Annotated in this window: 16 protein-coding genes; 8 read left to right on the top strand and 8 right to left on the bottom strand. The window is 63.0% G+C overall.

All coding sequences use genetic code 11. The annotated features are described in order from the left end of the window. Positions 1–987 carry an adenosylcobinamide-phosphate synthase CbiB gene (gene cbiB / locus PU133_RS09075; protein WP_404864367.1) on the top strand — a complete coding sequence of 329 codons (987 nt, stop codon included), beginning with the start codon at positions 1–3 and terminating at the stop codon, positions 985–987. On the opposite strand, the gene PU133_RS09080 is transcribed toward cbiB, so the two are convergent. The 6 genes from PU133_RS09080 to PU133_RS09105 form a co-directional block, all read right to left on the bottom strand. Beyond that, positions 971–1,900: a lipid A biosynthesis lauroyl acyltransferase gene (locus PU133_RS09080; RefSeq protein WP_404864368.1), complete on the bottom strand. Its 930-nt coding sequence runs from the start codon at positions 1,898–1,900 to the stop codon at positions 971–973. The genes cbiB and PU133_RS09080 overlap by 17 nt on opposite strands. 13 nt (positions 1,901–1,913) lie before the next feature. After that, positions 1,914–2,942 carry a zinc-binding dehydrogenase gene (locus tag PU133_RS09085; protein ID WP_126009735.1) on the bottom strand — a complete coding sequence of 343 codons (1,029 nt, stop codon included), beginning with the start codon at positions 2,940–2,942 and terminating at the stop codon, positions 1,914–1,916. Positions 2,943–3,002: 60 nt separating this feature from the next. Beyond that, positions 3,003–4,283: a beta-ketoacyl-ACP synthase gene (locus tag PU133_RS09090; protein ID WP_404864369.1), complete on the bottom strand. Its 1,281-nt coding sequence runs from the start codon at positions 4,281–4,283 to the stop codon at positions 3,003–3,005. Then, complete coding sequence (locus PU133_RS09095) at positions 4,280–5,479, bottom strand: beta-ketoacyl-ACP synthase (RefSeq protein ID WP_404864370.1); 1,200 nt, start codon at positions 5,477–5,479, stop codon at positions 4,280–4,282. The genes PU133_RS09090 and PU133_RS09095 overlap by 4 nt, the downstream gene beginning before the upstream one ends. Continuing rightward, complete coding sequence (locus tag PU133_RS09100) at positions 5,476–5,979, bottom strand: 3-hydroxyacyl-ACP dehydratase FabZ family protein (protein ID WP_404864371.1); 504 nt, start codon at positions 5,977–5,979, stop codon at positions 5,476–5,478. Before PU133_RS09100 ends, PU133_RS09095 begins: the two co-directional genes overlap by 4 nt. Before the next feature lie 132 nt (positions 5,980–6,111). Beyond that, positions 6,112–6,396: an acyl carrier protein gene (locus PU133_RS09105; protein WP_126009739.1), complete on the bottom strand. Its 285-nt coding sequence runs from the start codon at positions 6,394–6,396 to the stop codon at positions 6,112–6,114. A 192-nt stretch (positions 6,397–6,588) separates the two neighbouring features. On the opposite strand from PU133_RS09105, the gene ade reads away from it, so the two are divergent. The 5 genes from ade to PU133_RS09130 all read left to right on the top strand — a co-directional run bounded on the left by ade (position 6,589) and on the right by PU133_RS09130 (position 13,915). Further along, complete coding sequence (gene ade / locus PU133_RS09110) at positions 6,589–8,379, top strand: adenine deaminase (RefSeq protein ID WP_404864372.1); 1,791 nt, start codon at positions 6,589–6,591, stop codon at positions 8,377–8,379. An 88-nt stretch (positions 8,380–8,467) separates the two neighbouring features. After that, positions 8,468–9,883 (top strand): NADP-dependent phosphogluconate dehydrogenase, encoded by a 1,416-nt coding sequence (gndA, locus tag PU133_RS09115; protein ID WP_404864373.1) that lies wholly within the window; start codon positions 8,468–8,470, stop codon positions 9,881–9,883. A gap of 249 nt (positions 9,884–10,132) precedes the next feature. Beyond that, entirely contained in the window at positions 10,133–11,491 is a 1,359-nt protein-coding gene (locus PU133_RS09120) for an NAD(P)-dependent oxidoreductase (RefSeq protein ID WP_404864374.1), read from the top strand. A 15-nt stretch (positions 11,492–11,506) separates the two neighbouring features. Next, the gene (preA, locus tag PU133_RS09125; protein ID WP_126009744.1) at positions 11,507–12,820 is read left to right on the top strand and encodes an NAD-dependent dihydropyrimidine dehydrogenase subunit PreA; all 1,314 of its coding nucleotides are present in this window, start codon (positions 11,507–11,509) and stop codon (positions 12,818–12,820) included. A 129-nt stretch (positions 12,821–12,949) separates the two neighbouring features. After that, positions 12,950–13,915 carry a DMT family transporter gene (locus PU133_RS09130; protein ID WP_404864375.1) on the top strand — a complete coding sequence of 322 codons (966 nt, stop codon included), beginning with the start codon at positions 12,950–12,952 and terminating at the stop codon, positions 13,913–13,915. Here the strand turns inward: PU133_RS09130 and PU133_RS09135 are convergent. Further along, positions 13,912–14,220, bottom strand: coding sequence for an EthD family reductase (locus PU133_RS09135; RefSeq protein ID WP_404864376.1), 309 nt, complete (start codon positions 14,218–14,220; stop codon positions 13,912–13,914). The two genes, PU133_RS09130 and PU133_RS09135, sit on opposite strands and share 4 nt — an antisense overlap. Positions 14,221–14,303: 83 nt before the next feature. Beyond that, on the bottom strand, positions 14,304–14,981 hold the full coding sequence (locus PU133_RS09140; RefSeq protein ID WP_404864377.1) for a TetR family transcriptional regulator C-terminal domain-containing protein: 678 nt from the start codon (positions 14,979–14,981) through the stop codon (positions 14,304–14,306). Between the two features lie 298 nt (positions 14,982–15,279). Between PU133_RS09140 and PU133_RS09145 the strand changes: the two genes are divergently transcribed. Both PU133_RS09145 and PU133_RS09150 read left to right on the top strand, forming a co-directional pair. Further along, complete coding sequence (locus PU133_RS09145) at positions 15,280–16,605, top strand: aspartate aminotransferase family protein (protein ID WP_404864378.1); 1,326 nt, start codon at positions 15,280–15,282, stop codon at positions 16,603–16,605. A 52-nt stretch (positions 16,606–16,657) separates the two neighbouring features. Then, positions 16,658–17,905 (top strand): Zn-dependent hydrolase, encoded by a 1,248-nt coding sequence (locus PU133_RS09150; RefSeq protein WP_404864379.1) that lies wholly within the window; start codon positions 16,658–16,660, stop codon positions 17,903–17,905. Positions 17,906–17,919 lie beyond the last annotated feature (14 nt).

Raw genomic sequence — 17,919 nt, forward strand, 5'->3', positions numbered from 1 at the left:
ATGATCATTGATCTTGAACGGCAATTGCTCATCCTTGCCGCAGCACTTCTTCTCGACCGTCTCGTCGGCGACCCCGACTGGCTATGGCGGCGCTTGCCGCATCCAGTCGTAATCTTCGGCAAGGCGATCGGTTTTGCCGACAAGCGTTTCAATCCAGAGGGGGCGAGGCCTGCGTCACGTCGCCTCGCGGGCCGGCTCGTGATCGGGACGCTGTTGGCTGCTTCAGTCGTCGTAGGCGCCACACTGTCGCTGATGTTCGCGCATGCCAGCTTCGTCGGCGTGCTGCTCGAATTGATCGTGGTTGCGGTGCTTCTCGCGCAAAAGAGCCTCTCGGATCATGTCCAGGCGGTTGCGATCGGCTATCGCACCGGCGGTCTCGAGGGCGCGCGTTTCGCGGTTTCCATGATCGTCGGCCGTGATCCGGCGACCCTCGATGAGAAAGGCGTTGCTCGAGCGGGGATCGAAAGCCTTGCTGAGAACTTTTCCGATGCCGTCGTTGCGCCGGCCTTCTGGTATGCGCTTCTCGGCCTTCCGGGCATCCTCGCCTACAAGATGCTCAACACGGCCGATAGCATGATCGGCCATCGCTCCGTCCGCCACATCGATTTCGGTCGCGCTTCCGCGATTGCCGACGATTGGGCGAACTGGCCGGCCGCGCGGCTCTCAGCCGCATTGATCGCCGCCGGCGCCTTCGTCCAGGCGGGTTTGAGCGCGGCGCGGCGGGCGCTTAAAATCGCCCTGATGGATCACGAGCTGCACCGCTCGCCCAATGCCGGCTGGCCGGAATCGGCGATGGCGGGTGCGCTCGATGTGGCGCTTGCCGGCCCTCGGACCTATGGCGGCGAGCGTGTCGCCGAGCCCATGCTCAATGCCGCCGGCCGGATGTGCACGATGGCCGATATCGATCGCGCGATCCGCATTTACGGCGCCGCGTGCTCGGCGCTGCTCGTTCTGACGGTGATCGCCGGACTTACAGTTCGTGCTTGATCGCCCAGCGATCGTGGAACCACTGCCACTGGCCGGGATATTCACGCACCCAGCTTTCCACCTTGTCGTTCAGCATCTGCGCGGTGGCGGCGACGTCCACATTGCCGTTGGCGTCCTTGGGGATCGTGACGGCCGGCTCGATTTCCAGGCGAAAGCGACCGTTCGGCAGGCGAATCGAGCGAGCGGGGTAGACCTCGCAATCATATTGCCGCTGCAGCTTGGCGAGCAGCGGGTTGGTCTTGACCGGCAGCCCGAAGAACTGCGTCGTCACGCCCTTGTGGAACTTCTGGTCGACGAGCATGCCAACCGCACCGCCGTCTTCCAGCGTGCGCGCCAGGGTCCAGGCGGCACCCGAATTGGAGGCGACCAGCTTGCCCATGCGGCTTTGGCGCGCTTTCATGACGCGCTCGGCGACATAGCGATTGTTCGGCGGCCGGAAGAGCGCCGTCACGTCGAGATCGAAGGCCGAAGCCGCGATCGGCAAAAGCTCGAAATTGCCCGTATGGGCGGTGAAGACGATGAAGGGGCGGGGATTGTCGCGCAGGTCCAGGAAGATGTCCGTGCCGGATACTTCGATGGTGCCCGTGTTGCCCGCATTCGGGTCGTAGTCGAACAAATCGTCTAGAAACACGTATTCGGCGGCAAGGCGGGCCATGTTGCCCCACATGTCGCGCGCGATGTCCTCGCGTTCGGCTTCGGTCTTTTCCGGGTAGGCGCGGCGCAGGTTTTCCATCGCAAGCTTGTGGCGCGAGGTCATCGGGCCGATGCGCCGTGCCATGCGATCGACGAAATCGATCGCCTTCGCCGTCGGCAGCATCTGCAGAAGCCCGAGCAGGCCGAAGATCAGCTGCGCCGTTGCCCAGTCGCCGAATTTCTTGAGCGCCAGAACGATGCGGGTGATGAAGAGCTTCAAGCGAGCGTGCCCGTCAATCGATCTTCAGGATGATCTTGCCGAAGACCTGCCGGCCTTCCATGCGCTTCAGGGCCATGTCGAGATCGTCAAAGCCAACTTCCGTGTCGATCACGGGATGCGCGATGCCGCGCGCCATCTTCTCCATCGCGTCCGCCATGTTCTCCATGCGGCAGCCGAAGGACCCGATGATGCGCAATTGCTGCTGGAAAACGTGCATGAGGTTGATCGACGTCGAAACGCCCGAGGTCGAGCCGCAGGTGACCAAGCGGCCGCCGCGCTTCAGGCAGAGCATGGAGCCGGCCCAGGTATCGGCGCCCACATGCTCGAACACGACGTCGACGCCCTTTTTCTTCGTGAGCTTGCGCACCACGCCCTCGAAGCGGTCTTCGCGGTAGTTGATCACGTGATCGGCGCCGAGCGCCTTCGCCTTCTCGATCTTGTCGTCCGATCCGACCGTGGTGATCACGGTGCAGCCCATCTTCTTGGCAAGCTGGATTGCCGCCGTGCCGATGCCGGAGCCGCCGGCATGGACGAGGATCGTTTCGCCCGGCTCAAGCTTGGCGTTGTCGAACAGCATGTGCTCGACCGTGCCGAAGGTGACGGGGCTGAGCGCGGCCGCCACCGCATCGACGCCGGGCGGGGCAGGGACAAGCAGGCGTGCGGGCAGGTTGACCTTTTCCTGCGCAAAGCCATCGAGGTGGAAGCCGTGCACGCCGGACACGTTTTCGCAGAGATTGTCACGCCCTGCGCGGCAGTGGCGGCAAAGGCCACAGGTGCGCGCACCATAGATCGCCACGATCTGGCCCGGCTGCAAATGGCCGACGCCAGGGCCGACCGTTTCCACTTCGCCGGCAGCTTCCGCGCCGATGACGAGTGGCATCTTGCGCTTGGCAAAGGCCATGCCGCGCCAGCCCCAGACATCGATGTGGTTCAGCGCGACGGCGCGGATGCGCACGGTCACTTCGCCATGGGTCGGCGGGGGAGGCGGTGCGATATCGGCGATTTCGAGCTTGCGGTCTTCGATGAGCTGGAGGGCACGCATGCGGATATACCTTCGCCTTTCAAGGCGCCTGTTCGGTCTTTCGGATGATTGGCCGGTCAGTTAGGCCGGTTCTGCCGTCATGACAAGACAGGCGTTCTGCCCGCCAAAGCCGAAGGAGTTCGACAGAACGCTGGTGACGGCCTTGTCGCGCTTGATATTCGGCACGACGTCGAGATCGATCGCCGGGTCCGGATTGTCGTGATTGATGGTGGGCGGCAGCGTACCGTTGGCTATCGTCAGCAGCGAGAAAACCGCTTCGATCGCACCGGCCGCCGTCAGCGTATGGCCGATCATTGATTTGTTCGACGAGACCGGCACGTTCGGCAGGTGGTCGCCGAAGACCGACGAGATCGCCAGATATTCCATCTTGTCGTTTTCTGGCGTCGAGGTGCCGTGGGCGTTCACGTAACCGATCTGGCTCGCGTCGAGCCCGGCATCGGCCATTGCTTCGCGGATCGTCGCGATTGCCGGCCCACCATCGGGTGAGGAGCGGGTGCGGTGGAAATGATCGGCCTTCTCGCCACAGCCGGCGACGATGCCGAGCACGCGCGCGCCCCGGGCAACCGCGCTTTCCAGCGATTCGAGCACCAGCGTTGCCGCACCTTCCGCCAGTACGAAGCCGTCGCGGTCCTTGGTGAAAGGCTTCGATGCCCTTTCCGGCGGATCGTTTTGGGTCGACAGCGCCGAGAGGAGCGAGAAGCGGACCAGCGATTCCGCCGAAACAGACCCGTCCGTTGCAACCGTCAATGCACGGTCGGTGCGGCGCTGGCGGATCGCCTCGACGCCGAGCTGGATCGCCGTTGCGCCAGAAGCGCAGGCGGTGGACAGCGTGACCGGCAGGCCGCGTGTGCCGAACTTGTCGGCGAGCCGCTCGGAGATCGTGCCGAAAAGGACGGCCTGGTGCAGATCGGGGTCGGCGCGCTCGCGCAGCACGGCGTTGAAGCGCTCATAGGCGTTGCCTTCGGCCTCGATCGCGCGTGCCATGTCGGCATAACCGAATCGGGTCGACCATTCGGCTTCGATCGGTGGTGCCGCCAGGAAGAGCGGGCCGCCGAATTCACCGGACAAGCCTGCTTCGGCGAGCGCTTCCTCGGTCGCTTCTCGCGCCATGGCGAAAGAAATCTCGGTCGCGTTGATCAGCGGCACATTGACGAATTCGACGGTTCCCGCGATTTTCGTCGACAATCCGTCGGTCGGGAAGCGCGAGATCGGGTGGATGCCCGACACGCCGCCTGAAAGCTTCTGCCAGTTGTCGGCCTTGCCGCGTCCGAGCGAGGATACGATGCCCATGCCGGTGACGGCAACGATCGGCCGGCCCTTGTGATCGCGATAGGATGTCATGCCTTGCCTCCGACGCGGGAGAGACGAGCGACGCCTTCGCCGCGCACATAGCCAACCGTTGTGACGAGCGCGGTGTCGACCGGCTTGTCGAGCGCTTTGTCGTCGGCCTCGAACGGCGCGATCGCGCCATCCGCCTTCAAAGCGAGCGCTGCAAGGCCAAGGCCAATTGGGAACTGGGCTTCCAGCGCGTGGCCAACGGCGTTGGCGTATCGCCGCAGGATCGCATCGGGGAAGCTGTTGCGCCAGACCGACGCTTCGCGCTCGGTGATGCCGACGAGGCCGCTTGCGCCCGAAACGATGAGATCAGGTGTCGCCGCGCCGTCGATCATGCGTTGTAAACGGCGCTCGAGGCCCTCGTCATCGCGCGAGCCACGGTCCCCTTCGACAGCCTCGATTTCCGCATAGATCGTTGCACCGCGGGCAGTTGCCCGGTCCAGCGATTCCAGCACAAGGAAGCAGGCTGCCGAACCGAGCACGATACCGCCGCCGGCCTGGTTGGAGCGCGCGGCGAGCGGCTGCCAGTCGCCCTGTGCCAGCGCCTGGATGGCTTCGAAGACGAAGTGCATGTCGGGACGTTCTGCTACATGTCCGCCGCCGACGAGCGCGTGGGTGGATTGGCCCGCCCGGATCCGCGCGAACGCCGTTTCGACGGCCGAAATGCCGGCAGCCTCTTCGCCCATGAAGGTACGGGACGAGCCCGTGACCTTGTGGACGATAGAGATATTGCCGGCCATCAGGTTCGAAAGCTGCGCCAGAAACAGCGTCGGGCGCAGTTCCGTCATCAGCTTTTCGTTGAGAAGCCGTTCGCGATCGTTGTGGTTCGCCGCCTCGTCGATGATCAGCGTGTCGACGGTCAGATCACGCTCGCCGCCGCCGGCCGCGACGATCATGTCCATCGACGCAGTCGCTTCCGCGTCGTCCTTCAGCCCGGCATCTTCGAGCGCCAGGCCTGCAGTGAAGACCCCGAGGCGCTGCCAGTCGTCCATCTGGCGCTGGTCGCCGCGCTTCGGAATCTGCGCCGACCAGTCGATTTCAGGCAGCGGGTGCACGGAATAGGGCGCATAGCGCGCACTGTCGACGACCGGCTCCGGCGATGTGGTACCGGCGAGCAGTGCTTCATGCGCGGAGCGGCCGACACCAAGGCTTGTGACGATGCCGATGCCTGTGATCACGACCCGTTGCGGTGTAGTGTTCATGTGGCGTCTCCAGAGACTGTGCGTGCGGCACGATCCACTGTGATGGCGTCCATCAAGCCGATATCAAGCGCGCGCTTCTTCACCTCGGCAGCAAGCACTGCATTATCGGCGGGCAGGATGCGCAGCTTCAGCTCGCAATCGGCAATGCGCTTTCCCTCGCGTTCGATCGTGCCCTTCATCACGGCAAAGCCAGAGCCTTCGTGCACCAGCGTTGCTGCGACCGACAGCGGCGTGTTCGGCTCGACGAATGTGCGGAGCTTCGCCTTGTCCACGGATACGAGGAACGGCATCGATTCAAAACTGGTCTTGGCCAGGATGAGATAGCCGGACGCCTGCGCCATCGTCTCGATCAGGAGGACGCCCGGCACGAGCGGCAGGCCTGGAAAATGGCCCTCGAAGACGGGGCTCTTTTCGGGCGTGGTGGAGCGGGCAGCGAGCTTGCCGCCTTCGAGATCGACCGTTTCGACGCTATCGATCATCTGGAAATATTCAAGAAGCATCCCGGCTCCGCCCATTCGAGGCGCTAGAGCGTTTCCAGGCAAAGTGGATACCGGTTCACCGCCTGGAAGCGCGTCAAATCAAAAACTTGGAGTCATTGAGCGATTCGAAGAAAAGCGAAATCACTCCAGGGTTCAGCTTGCGGCCTTGGCGGCACGCAGCTCGTCGATCTTGGCGCAGAGGTTCTTCAGCACGAAGTATTCTTCGGTGGAAACCTGGCCGTCATTCACTTCCTGGGTCCACTTTTCAAGCGGGATCTTGATGCCGAATTCCTTGTCGATCGCAAAGACGATGTCGAGGAAGTCGAGGCTGTCGATGCCCAGATCGTCGATCGTGTGGCTTTCGGGCGTGATCTTGTCGCGGTCGATTTCGCTGGTTTCCGCGATGATGTCGGCGACTTTGTCGAAGGTGGCGGACACGAAGAATTCCTCATCTGATGCCGTTTTGCGGAGGAGCTATAGGGAAAAGCCGACGGATTGCCAATGGCCGCCGGGGCCTTTCACGGGCAGCGACAGGATCGCCGTGCTGCGCGTGTTTACGTGCACATGCGAACTGGCGTATCGCTTGCTTCAAGCGACGATGAAGACGTGTCAGCCGGAAGGACAGCTCCCATGACGATCAAGACTTGGCCTGAAGCCGCCCGCCGCCTGATCGGCGTGGCCGCCGGTCGCGAACCTGCCGACACGGTGATCCGCAACGGCCAGTGGGTGAATGTTCATTCCGGCGAAATCATCGAGGCGACGGATATCGCGATCGCCGAGGGGCGATTCGCCTATTGCGGCCCCGATGCTTCGGCGATGATCGGGCCCGACACGCGGGTGATCGATGCCGACGGGCGCTATCTGGTGCCGGGGCTTTGCGATGCGCACATGCACGTGGAGTCGGGCATGCTGACCGTCGGGGAGTTCGTGCGGGCCGTTCTGCCGCATGGCACGACCTCGATGTTCATAGATCCGCACGAGATCGCCAACGTTCTCGGTCTTGCCGGCGTGAAGCTGATGCACGACGAGGCGGTGCTCCAGCCGATCAACGTCTATGTTCAGATGCCGTCCTGCGCGCCGTCGGCGCCTGGGCTCGAAACCACGGGCTTCGAGATTACGCCGGATGACGTGGCGCAAGCGATGGCTTGGCCGCAGATCATCGGGCTTGGCGAGATGATGAATTTTCCGGGCGTTGCCAATGCCGATCCGAAAATGCTGGGTGAGATCGCCGCGACGCAGAATGCCGGCAAGACGGTCGGCGGCCACTATGCCTCGCCCGATCTCGGTTCCGCCTTCCACGCCTATGTGGCCGGAGGCCCGGCCGACGATCACGAAGGCACGCGGGAAGAGGACGCGATCGCGCGTGTTCGCCAGGGCATGCGCGCCATGCTCCGGCTCGGATCGGCCTGGTACGACGTGAAGAGCCAGATCACGGCCGTGACCGAAAAGGGCCTCGATGCCTCCAATTTCATCCTATGCACCGACGACAGCCACTCGGGAACGCTGGTCAATGACGGGCACATGAACCGGGTCGTGCGCCACGCCATCGAATGTGGTGCATCGCCGATGCAGGCGATCCAGATGGCGACGATCAACACGGCGCGCCATTTCGGGCTTGAGCGCGAGCTCGGATCGATCACGCCTGGCCGACGCGCCGACCTGATCCTCACCTCCGACCTTGAGACGCTGCCTGTGGAGTTGGTGCTGGCACGCGGCGTGCTTGCTGCGGAAAAGGGTATCTGCACGGTCGAGCGCGTGGCGTTCGACTATCCGAAGACCGCGCGCGATACGGTCAAGCTCGGCCGTGCCCTGGTGTCGGTCGATTTCGACATTCACGCGCCGAAGGGCGCGGATATCGTCACCGCCAATGTGATCGGCATGGTGGAGAACCAGGCACCGACGCGGGCGCTTCAGGTGGAGTTGCCGGTGCGTGACGGTCTCGTCCGTGGCGACCGCGACCGCGATGTCTGCCAGATCGCGCTTGTGGAGCGGCATCGCGCGACCGGCGGCGTCGTCAACGGCTTCGTCTCCGGTTTCGGCTACAAGGGCGCCTGCGCTGTCGCATCCACCGTCGCCCATGACAGCCACCACATGATCGTCGTCGGCACGTCGAAGGAGAACATGGCGGAAGCGGCGAACCGGCTGGCGGCAGTCGGCGGCGGCATCTGCGTTTTCAAGGACGGCAAGGAGATCGCGCTTGTCGAACTGCCGATCGCCGGCCTGATGTCGGACGAGCCCGCAGAGATCGTGGCCGAGAAGGCGCAGCGCATGGTCGATGCCATGGCCGAATGCGGCTGCACGCTGAACAATGCCTATATGCAGCATTCGCTGCTGGCGCTTGTCGTCATCCCCGAACTGCGCATTTCCGATCTCGGTCTGGTCGACGTGCGCAAATTCGAGTTCGTGGAGCTGTTCGTCTGAGCTTGTTCTTCATCACAGATGCATGAGCGGGGTTGCGATTCGACCGTCTAAATCCATTTAGTTGGTTGGAAATCAACGGATCGAAGACATGTCTCAAGCAGAAATCGGCCTGATCGGCCTTGGCGTGATGGGCAGCAATCTCGCACTCAACATCGCTGAAAACGCCAGCACCATCGCAGTCGCCAACCGCACGATCGAGAAGGTCGATGCCTTCCATACCGAAGCCGGAGCGCTCAAGGACCGGATCGTTCCTTGCCGCTCGCTGGAAGCTCTTGTCGGCGCCATCCGTGCGCCGCGGCCGATCATCATCATGACGAAGGCAGGGGCGGCGGTCGACGAGCAGATCGCGGCGCTTAGGCCCCTGCTGGAGGCGGGCGACATCATCATCGATGCCGGCAATGCCAACTTCCACGATACGGTGCGCCGGTCGAAGGAACTGGAAGACTCCGGCCTCACCTTTATCGGCATGGGCGTGTCCGGCGGTGAGGAGGGGGCCCGTCACGGTCCCTCGATCATGGTTGGCGGAACGGCAGAGGCTTACGCTCGTGTCGAGCCCATGCTGAAGGCGATCGCTGCCCGTTTCGAAGGCGAGCCTTGCGTCGCCCATCTCGGAGCCGACGGCGCCGGCCATTTCGTCAAGACGATCCACAACGGCATCGAATATGCCGACATGCAGATGATCGCCGAGATTTACGGCATCATGCGCGATGGACTCGGCATGGCCCCGGCCGAAATGGCCGACATCTTCGCGCGATGGAACGAAGGACCGCTCAATTCCTATCTGATCGAGGTGACGGCGAAGGCACTCGCGGCCAAGGACGCGGAGACAGGCGGCGCGCTGGTCGACCAGATCCTCGACAGTGCGGGCCAGAAGGGCACGGGACGCTGGGCGGCGATCGAGGCGCAGATGATCGGCGTTGCCGCGACCACCATCGAATCAGCGGTGGCGGCGCGCATCCTGTCGGCCATGAAGGCGGAACGCGAAGCGGCCGAACAGGTCTTCGGGCCAATCGAGCCGCTCGATGCGTCGATCGACCGGCCGGCTATCATCGACCAGCTCGAGCAGGCTTTGCTGGCAGCGAAGATCGCGGCCTATGCCCAAGGGTTCGCGGTGATGGCTGGCGCATCCGCCGACCACGGCTGGGACCTGCCGCTCGCAACCATCGCTCGGATCTGGCGCGCCGGCTGCATCATCCGGTCGCAATTCCTCGACGAGATCGCCGCCACCTTCGAGGCTGAGAGCGGGACAGCCAACCTTCTCGTCACGCCGCGGTTCTCGGCGATGATGAGGGACGCTTCCGTCGGCCTGCGCAAGATCGTCGCTCTATCGGCGACCTCCGGCATACCGACGCCGGCGCTTTCGGCGGCGCTCGCCTATTTCGATACCTATCGGCAGGCACGCGGCACGGCCAATCTCATCCAGGCGCAGCGCGATTTCTTTGGGGCGCATGGCTTCGAACGGCTCGACGGATCGGGCCCGCACCACGGGCAATGGAACGCCTGACGGGCAGGCAGAACACACGTGCAGACTGCACTGAACGGAGCCTCCTCAGGGCTCCGTTTTCGTTTGCGGGAACACGGCGCGAAGAATTTTTTGATCGGATGATAAAAAAATTGACGCCTTAAATTTTTCCGCTCATTCTCACCGCAACAAGAAAACGCCGGATCGGCAGACCCACAAAAAATCGGCACGCATCGGGGTGGGACCGGGCGGATGACCGAGGGCGCCACCGGCTGAACCCGAGGTGGAACAATGACGATTTCCGTGCCAGCTGCACGGGACGTGAAGCCTGGCCGGCTCGCGCCCGAGGAGTATTCGACGAATTTCTCCGACCTGCATCCGCCGCTCGATCGCCACGAGGCGTTCGTAGAGGCCGATCGCTGCTATTTCTGCTACGATGCGCCGTGCATGAACGCGTGTCCGACTTCGATCGATATTCCGCTGTTCATCCGCCAGATCGCCGCCGACAATCCTACGGGCGCGGCCAAGACCATCCTCAAATCCAACATCATGGGTGGCATGTGCGCCCGCGTCTGTCCGACTGAGACGCTGTGCGAAGAGGTCTGCGTGCGCGAAGTGGCGGAAGGCAAGCCGGTCAAGATCGGTCAGTTGCAGCGATACGCGACGGACCATCTGATGGAGACCGCTGCGACGCATCCGTTTACGCGGGCCGAACCGACGGGCAGGCGGGTCGCGGTCGTCGGCGCCGGTCCGGCCGGTCTGTCCTGCGCACATCGTCTTGCCGCGCTTGGCCATGACGTGACGGTTTTCGATGCCCGCGAAAAGGCCGGCGGCCTCAACGAATACGGGATCGCTGCCTATAAGTCGGTTGACGGCTTCGCCCAGGCGGAACTGGACTTTATCCTTGGCATCGGCGGCATCGAGATCAAGGCTTCGACGGCGCTTGGCCGCGACATCGCTCTTTCGGATCTGACGGCCGATTTCGATGCCGTCTTCCTCGGAATGGGCTTGCCGGGCGTGAACGATCTGGGCCTCGAAGGCGAGGATGCCGAAGGCTGCATCGATGCGGTCGACTACATCGCAAAGCTCCGCCAAACCGACAATCTTGCCTCGCTGCCGGTCGGCCGCCGCGTAGTCGTCATCGGCGGCGGCATGACGGCGATCGACGTCGCGACGCAGGTGAAGCTGCTCGGCGCCGAAGACGTGACGATCTGCTACCGCCGCGGCCAGGAAGCGATGAATGCCTCCGAATACGAGCAGGAAGTCGCCAAGACCGCCGGCGTCACGATCCGTCACTGGCTGAAGCCGAAGTCGCTCCTGCGCGGCGAGGGCGGCGCGATCGTCGGTATCGAACTGGAATACACCGCGCAGCCGAACGGTCAGCTCATCGGTACCGGCGAGACGATGATCCTGCCGGCCGACCAGGTCTTCAAAGCAATCGGCCAGACCTTGGATGCCGGTCCGCTCGCCGGCACCGACATCCGGCTCGAAAAGGGCCGCATCCTGACCGACGAGAAGCGGCGTACATCTCTCGCCAAGGTCTGGGCCGGTGGTGACTGCATCTTCGGAGGCGAGGACCTGACGGTCGTTTCCGTCGAAGACGGCAAGATCGCCGCCATGGACATCCACGCCGCCTTGATGGGCGCTTGAGAAAGGGACGAGACAATGGCTGATCTTTCCACCAATTTTCTCGGCATCAAGTCGCCCAATCCGTTCTGGCTGGCGTCGGCGCCGCCGACCGACAAGGCCTACAATGTCGAGCGCGCCTTCGAAGCCGGGTGGGGCGGGGTCGTCTGGAAGACGCTCGGCTCGGAAGGGCCTCCGGTCGTCAATGTCAATGGCCCGCGCTATGGCGCGATCTGGGGTCCGGACCGGCGCCTGCTCGGCCTGAACAATATCGAGCTCATCACCGACCGCGACCTTGAGACGAACCTGCGCGAGATCGCCGAGGTCAAGCGGCGCTGGCCGGACCGCGCGATGATCGCCTCAATCATGGTTCCCTGCGAGGAAGCCGAGTGGAAGGCGATCCTGCCGCGCGTCGAAGATACGGGCGCAGACGGGATCGAGCTCAATTTCGGTTGCCCGCACGGCATGAGCGAGCGCGGCATGGGTGCCGCCGTCGGCCAGGTGCCGGAATACATCCAGATGGTCGCCGAATGGTGCAAGATGTATTCGCGCCTGCCGGTCATCGTGAAGCTGACGCCGAACATCACGGATATTCGCTATCCGGCTCGTGCAGCCAAGCGCGGTGGCGCGGATGCGGTCTCGCTGATCAACACGATCTCGTCGATCACGTCGGTCAATCTCGACACCTTCTCGCCCGAACCGTCGATCGACGGCAAGGGATCGCATGGCGGCTATTGCGGCCCGGCGGTGAAACCGATCGCGCTCAACATGGTGGCGGAAATCGCGCGGGATGGCGAAACGCGCGGCCTGCCTATCTCGGGCATCGGTGGCGTCACCACCTGGCGCGATGCGGCCGAATTCATCGCACTTGGCTGCGGCACCGTGCAGGTCTGCACGGCAGCTATGACCTACGGCTTCAAGATCGTGCAGGAAATGATCGACGGGCTTTCCGACTGGATGGACGAGAAGGGCTACCGCACGATCTCGGACTTCCAGGGCATGGCGGTGCCGAACGTCACGGACTGGCAGTATCTCAACCTCAACTACGTGACCAAGGCGCGCATCGACCAGGATCTGTGCATCAAGTGTGGCCGCTGCCACATTGCCTGCGAGGACACCTCGCACCAGGCCATCACCTCGATGGTCGATGGTGTGCGCCATTTCGAGGTCATGGACGACGAGTGCGTCGGCTGCAATCTCTGCGTCAATGTCTGCCCGGTGGAAGACTGCATCACGATGGAGCAGCTCGTTGCCGGCGCCGATCCGCGGACCGGTCGTCCGATCGACCCGAACTACGCCAACTGGACGCAGCACCCGAACAACCCGATGGCCGTCAAGGAAGCTGCCGAGTAAGCGGACGCGTCGTTCTCCTTCAAAAAGACTTTCGAGCCCCGGTGTGATCGCCGGGGCTCCTTGCGTTTTGCCACACGCATAGCTGCTAACGATCTGGCATCGCTTCACGAAGCCGGTTAGGGATCAGCCATGCGCACAGATATCCAGCAGGCCTCGATCTCCGACAGTCCGGTTCGGCCGGCCACCACCAGCTACGCCATTGGGCAGGAGAAGCTGTTTGGACATCTCGCAATGGTCGGCTTCGCGCTGATCGTCGCGATATCGTTCTCGCTCGGCTCGCGGGCGGCGCCGCACATCGGGCCGGTGGCTCTCAATGCCATCCGGTTCGCCATCGGCGTCGCCATCATGGCGGTGGCGGCGGCACTCCTTCTGCGGGGAACGCCGCACCGGCTCTTGTCCGTGCCGCGGGCGCCATGGCGCTACCTGGTGCTGGGCGCCCTGATGGCGATCTATTTCGTCACCATGTTCATCTCGCTCGGCCTGACGAGCCCCGTTTCGAGCGGCGCCGTCTTCACGCTCATCCCCTTCATGAGCGCCGGCTTCGGCTTCCTGCTGCTCGGCCAGAAGGCAAGTCCAGTCGTGCTCATCAGCCTGCTGGTCGCCGGCGCCGGTGCCGTCTGGGTCATCTTTGGCGGAAGCCTCGACGCGCTGCTCGGTTTCCAGATCGGCACGGGAGAGGCGATCTTCTTCATCGGCTGCGTCGCACACGCGATCTACGCGCCGCTCGTCAAGAAGTTCAATCGGGGCGAGCCCATCGTCTACTTCACGTTCTGGACGCTCTTTGGCACGGCGCTCTGCATTATCATCTACGGCGCCGGCGAGATCGCGCGCACCGACTGGGCGAATTTGCCGGGCATCGTGTGGCTGACGGTCGTCTATCTCGCGATCTTCGCGACGGGGGTGAGTTTCTTCCTTCTGCAATACGCGTCGATGCGTCTGCCCGTCTCGAAGGTGTTCGGCTATTCCTACCTGATTCCAAGCATCATCATCGTGCTGGAAGGCTTGTCCGGGGCAGGGTGGACGACTTTGAGCGTGCTTGCCGGCGCACTCGTGACCGTGCTTGGCCTCGTGGTGCTCGTTGTCGCGGCCGATTAGACTTTTTCGTCGTCGAAGAAGATGAGATCGACGCCTGCATCGGCAAAATTGGCCAGATCTGCAGCCGTTGCCTGTCCCTGCGGAGACTGCAGTCCCTCGTTGATCGCCGAGAGCGACTCGAAAGACAGCATTGCGATCAGGTAATAGGGCGCTTGCCCTTCAGGCGTCGCGATCGACGAGGTGCTTATCTCGTAGTTCGTCAGGCCTGGAATGGTCTTCGCGAGCGGAATGTGCGTGTCGCGATAATACGCATCGAATTTCTCGGTATCGGCAGGCTTCTTGTAGAGCGCGATGAGCTTGGCCATGGTCGGATCCTCCCCGGGGTGCTTACACACTCTTGCAGCGGTCGACGACCGGGACAATCGCGACCTTGGTGCGGGTCGAGATTTCAGGATCGCGGACGGATGCCGTTCAGGAGAATGGTCAGCACCGCCTGCGCGGTTTGCTCATGGTGGCCCGGCTGGTCGACCTGATGGCCGAGCACGGCGCGGATCTGCACGTCGAAATCCGCATAGTGCTGCGTCATCGCCCAGATGCTGAAGATCAGATGATAGGGATCGACAGGAGCAAGCCGGCCTTCACTGGTCCAGCGTGACAGCACCGCAGCCTTTTCGCGCACCAGCTTCTTCAGATGGGTTTCAAGAAAATTCCCGATGCGCGGTGCGCCGTGCAGGATCTCGTTGGCGAAGAGCCGTGACGCCTCGGGCTTGCGCGCTGACATTTCGAGCTTCAGCGTGATGTAGCGGCGCAGTTCCTCGATCGGATCGCCGTCGGGATCGATCGCCTCGAAGGGATCGAGCCACTCCTCGAGCGTCTTTTCCAGCACGGTGACGTAGATGTCGTCCTTGCGCGGGAAATAATAGAGGAGGTTCGGCTTCGACATGCCGGCCTTTTCCGCGATCTGGTCGATCGTCGATCCGCGAAAGCCGTAGGTGGAGAAGATGTCGAGCGCCGCATCGATGATCAGGCCGCGGTTGATCGCCTGGATGCGCGTGCGCTTTTCAGCCGGCTGCTGGTCTTCCGACAGCCGCGACTTGCGCGATTTCGGCTTCGCACGAACGTCCATTGCCACTCCCCCGAGCCGTCCGAAAGGCTGTCGACCAGCGCCGATCTCTGGCCGGATATTACGCCCCGGGCGCATGCCAGGACACGCGTCTGTGGCTCAAGCGGCGGCTTGCAGAAATCGGGCTTGACCGGCCTATGCTGCTCTTCTAGCGTACATTTTGACCAATCAGTCAAGTTTTTGAAGGTCTTCGCAAAGAAAGACCTCCGCTTGCGCGGGACGGGCGGATTGGCCAGGGGATCAACATTTCAAGGCATGGCGGCAGGCGCACAGCCGCGTCCATGCGGGAGGCATGCCGCTCATGGCCAGCGCACCTGTGAGAACCAACAATCTTGAAGCCTTCTGGATGCCGTTTACGGCGAATCGGCAGTTCAAGCAGGCGCCGCGCATGTTCGTGTCGGCCGACCGGATGCATTACACCACATCCGATGGCCGCCAGGTGCTCGATGGTACGGCTGGTCTCTGGTGCTGCAATGCCGGTCACAACCGCCCGAAGATCGTGGAGGCCATCCGCCAGCAGGCGGGTGAGCTCGATTATGCGCCCGCGTTTCAGATGGGCCACCCAAAGGCGTTCGAGCTTGCCTCGCGCCTGACTCAGATCACGCCGGAAGGCTTCGACCACGTCTTCTTCACCAATTCGGGCTCGGAGTCGGTCGATACCGCGCTGAAGATCGCGATCGCCTATCAACGCGCCAAGGGCCAAGGCTCACGCTTCCGCCTGATCGGGCGCGAGCGCGGCTATCACGGCGTCAATTTCGGCGGCATTTCCGTCGGCGGCATCGTTACCAATCGCAAGATGTTCGGAACGCTGCTCACGGGCGTCGATCACATGCGCCACACGCATGATCTCGACCGCAACGCTTATACGGTCGGCGAGCCGGAGCATGGCGCGGAACTGGCCGACGACCTGCTGCGGATCACGACCCTGCACGATCCCTCGACCATTGCTGCCGTCATCGTCGAGCCGGTGGCCGGTTCCACCGGCGTGCTTGTCCCGCCGAAGGGATACCTTAAAAAGCTGCGCGAAATCTGCGATCAGCACGGCATTCTTCTGATCTTCGATGAAGTCATCACCGGGTACGGCCGGCTCGGCACACCGTTCGCCGCCGACTATTTCGGAGTGACGCCGGACATCATGGTGACGGCGAAGGGGCTGACCAACGGTGTCATTCCAATGGGCGCGGTGTTCGTGAAGAAGGACATCTACGATGCCTTCATGACCGGGCCGGAGCACCTGATCGAGTTCTTCCACGGCTATACCTATTCCGGCAATCCGATCGCGTCTGCCGCAGCACTCGGCACGCTCGACACTTACCAGGAAGAGGGCTTGCTCACGCGGGCTGCCGAACTCGCACCCTATTGGGCCGATGCGCTCCATTCGCTGAAAGGCCTGCCGCATGTCATCGACCTGCGCTCGATCGGCCTGATCGGTGCCATCGAACTGGAGCCGATCGCCGGGCTGCCGACGAAGCGCGCCTTCTCGGCGTTCCTCAAGGCATATGATGCGGGCCTGCTCATCCGCACGACCGGTGACATCATCGCGCTGTCACCGCCGCTCATCATCGAGAAGAGCCAGATCGACTTCATCTTCGACACGCTGAAGGACATTCTGACGTCGCTGGACTGACGGCGCCCGCCGATATTGATCCGCTTTATCTTGCATACTGAAAGGACTGGCCATGGCACTTGCTGGAAACATGCGCGTCGACGGCGATCGCCTGTGGGACAGCCTGATGGACATGGCCGAGATCGGCCCTGGCCTGCGCGGCGGCAACAACCGCCAGACCCTGACCGACGAGGATGGCGAGGGACGGCACCTCTTCAAGCGCTGGTGCGACGAGGCGGGCCTCACCATGGGCGTGGACGAGATGGGCAACATGTTCCATCGCCGCGAAGGCACCGATCCGGACGCGCTTCCGGTCTATGTGGGCAGCCACCTCGACACGCAGCCGACCGGCGGCAAGTATGATGGCGTGCTGGGCGTTCTCGGCGGGCTCGAAGTCATCCGCACGCTCAACGATCTCGACATCAAGACCAGGCATCCGATCGTCGTCACCAACTGGACGAACGAGGAGGGCACGCGCTTTGCCCCCGCGATGCTCGCTTCCGGTGTCTTTGCCGGAATCCACGACCTCGACTGGGCACTTTCGCGCACAGACGCTAAGGGCTCGAAGTTCGGCGACGAACTGGAGCGCATCGGCTGGAAGGGTGAAGAGCCGATCGGTCAGCGCAAGATGAAGGCGTTCTTCGAACTGCACATCGAGCAGGGCCCGATCCTCGAAAATGAGGGCAAGGACATCGGCGTCGTCACGCATGGCCAGGGCCTCTGGTGGCTGCAGATAACGCTAACGGGGAAAGACGCTCATACCGGCTCTACGCCGATGCCGATGCGGCGGAATGCCGGCCTCGGCATGGCGCGCATCACGGAGCTCGTGCACACCATCGCCATGGATCACCAGCCGAACGCCGTCGGTGCAATCGGTCACTGCGAGGTATTTCCGAATTCCCGCAACGTCATCCCCGGCAAGGTCGTCTTCACCGTCGATTTCCGTTCGCCCGATCAGGCGACGCTCGATGCGATGAAGGCACGATTGGAGGCAGAGGCGCCGAAAATTGCGGCAGAGCTTGGCCTTGGCATCGACATGGAAGCGGTCGGCCATTTCGATCCCGTCACCTTCGATGCCGGTTGCGTTTCCGCCATACGCAGCGCTGCCGAACGTCTCGGCTACAGCCACCGCGACATCGTATCGGGCGCCGGTCACGACGCCTGCTGGATCAACCGCGTTGCGCCAACCGCGATGGTCATGTGCCCCTGCGTCGACGGCCTCAGCCACAACGAAGACGAAGAGATTACAAAAGAATGGGCGAAAGCCGGCGCCGACGTGCTTTTCCATGCGGTCGTGGAGACTGCGGAGATCGTGGAGTAGACTGGCACGCCAAT

Origin of the sequence: Georhizobium sp. MAB10 (genome assembly GCF_045012825.1) — a bacterium.
In the GTDB taxonomy this organism is placed as follows: Bacteria; Pseudomonadota; Alphaproteobacteria; order Rhizobiales; family Rhizobiaceae; genus Georhizobium; species Georhizobium profundi.

What these genes read in the sequence shown, in the direction of transcription:
- cbiB (WP_404864367.1), top strand. Translation starts at nt 1, where the DNA reads ATGATCATTGATCTTGAACGGCAATTGCTCATCCTTGCCGCAGCACTT.
- ade (WP_404864372.1), top strand. Translation starts at nt 6,589, where the DNA reads ATGACGATCAAGACTTGGCCTGAAGCCGCCCGCCGCCTGATCGGCGTG.
- gndA (WP_404864373.1), top strand. Translation starts at nt 8,468, where the DNA reads ATGTCTCAAGCAGAAATCGGCCTGATCGGCCTTGGCGTGATGGGCAGC.
- PU133_RS09120 (WP_404864374.1), top strand. Translation starts at nt 10,133, where the DNA reads ATGACGATTTCCGTGCCAGCTGCACGGGACGTGAAGCCTGGCCGGCTC.
- PU133_RS09140 (WP_404864377.1), bottom strand. Translation starts at nt 14,981, where the DNA reads ATGGACGTTCGTGCGAAGCCGAAATCGCGCAAGTCGCGGCTGTCGGAA.
- PU133_RS09135 (WP_404864376.1), bottom strand. Translation starts at nt 14,220, where the DNA reads ATGGCCAAGCTCATCGCGCTCTACAAGAAGCCTGCCGATACCGAGAAA.
- PU133_RS09085 (WP_126009735.1), bottom strand. Translation starts at nt 2,942, where the DNA reads ATGCGTGCCCTCCAGCTCATCGAAGACCGCAAGCTCGAAATCGCCGAT.
- PU133_RS09090 (WP_404864369.1), bottom strand. Translation starts at nt 4,283, where the DNA reads ATGACATCCTATCGCGATCACAAGGGCCGGCCGATCGTTGCCGTCACC.
- PU133_RS09145 (WP_404864378.1), top strand. Translation starts at nt 15,280, where the DNA reads ATGGCCAGCGCACCTGTGAGAACCAACAATCTTGAAGCCTTCTGGATG.
- preA (WP_126009744.1), top strand. Translation starts at nt 11,507, where the DNA reads ATGGCTGATCTTTCCACCAATTTTCTCGGCATCAAGTCGCCCAATCCG.
- PU133_RS09095 (WP_404864370.1), bottom strand. Translation starts at nt 5,479, where the DNA reads ATGAACACTACACCGCAACGGGTCGTGATCACAGGCATCGGCATCGTC.
- PU133_RS09100 (WP_404864371.1), bottom strand. Translation starts at nt 5,979, where the DNA reads ATGCTTCTTGAATATTTCCAGATGATCGATAGCGTCGAAACGGTCGAT.
- PU133_RS09130 (WP_404864375.1), top strand. Translation starts at nt 12,950, where the DNA reads ATGCGCACAGATATCCAGCAGGCCTCGATCTCCGACAGTCCGGTTCGG.
- PU133_RS09150 (WP_404864379.1), top strand. Translation starts at nt 16,658, where the DNA reads ATGGCACTTGCTGGAAACATGCGCGTCGACGGCGATCGCCTGTGGGAC.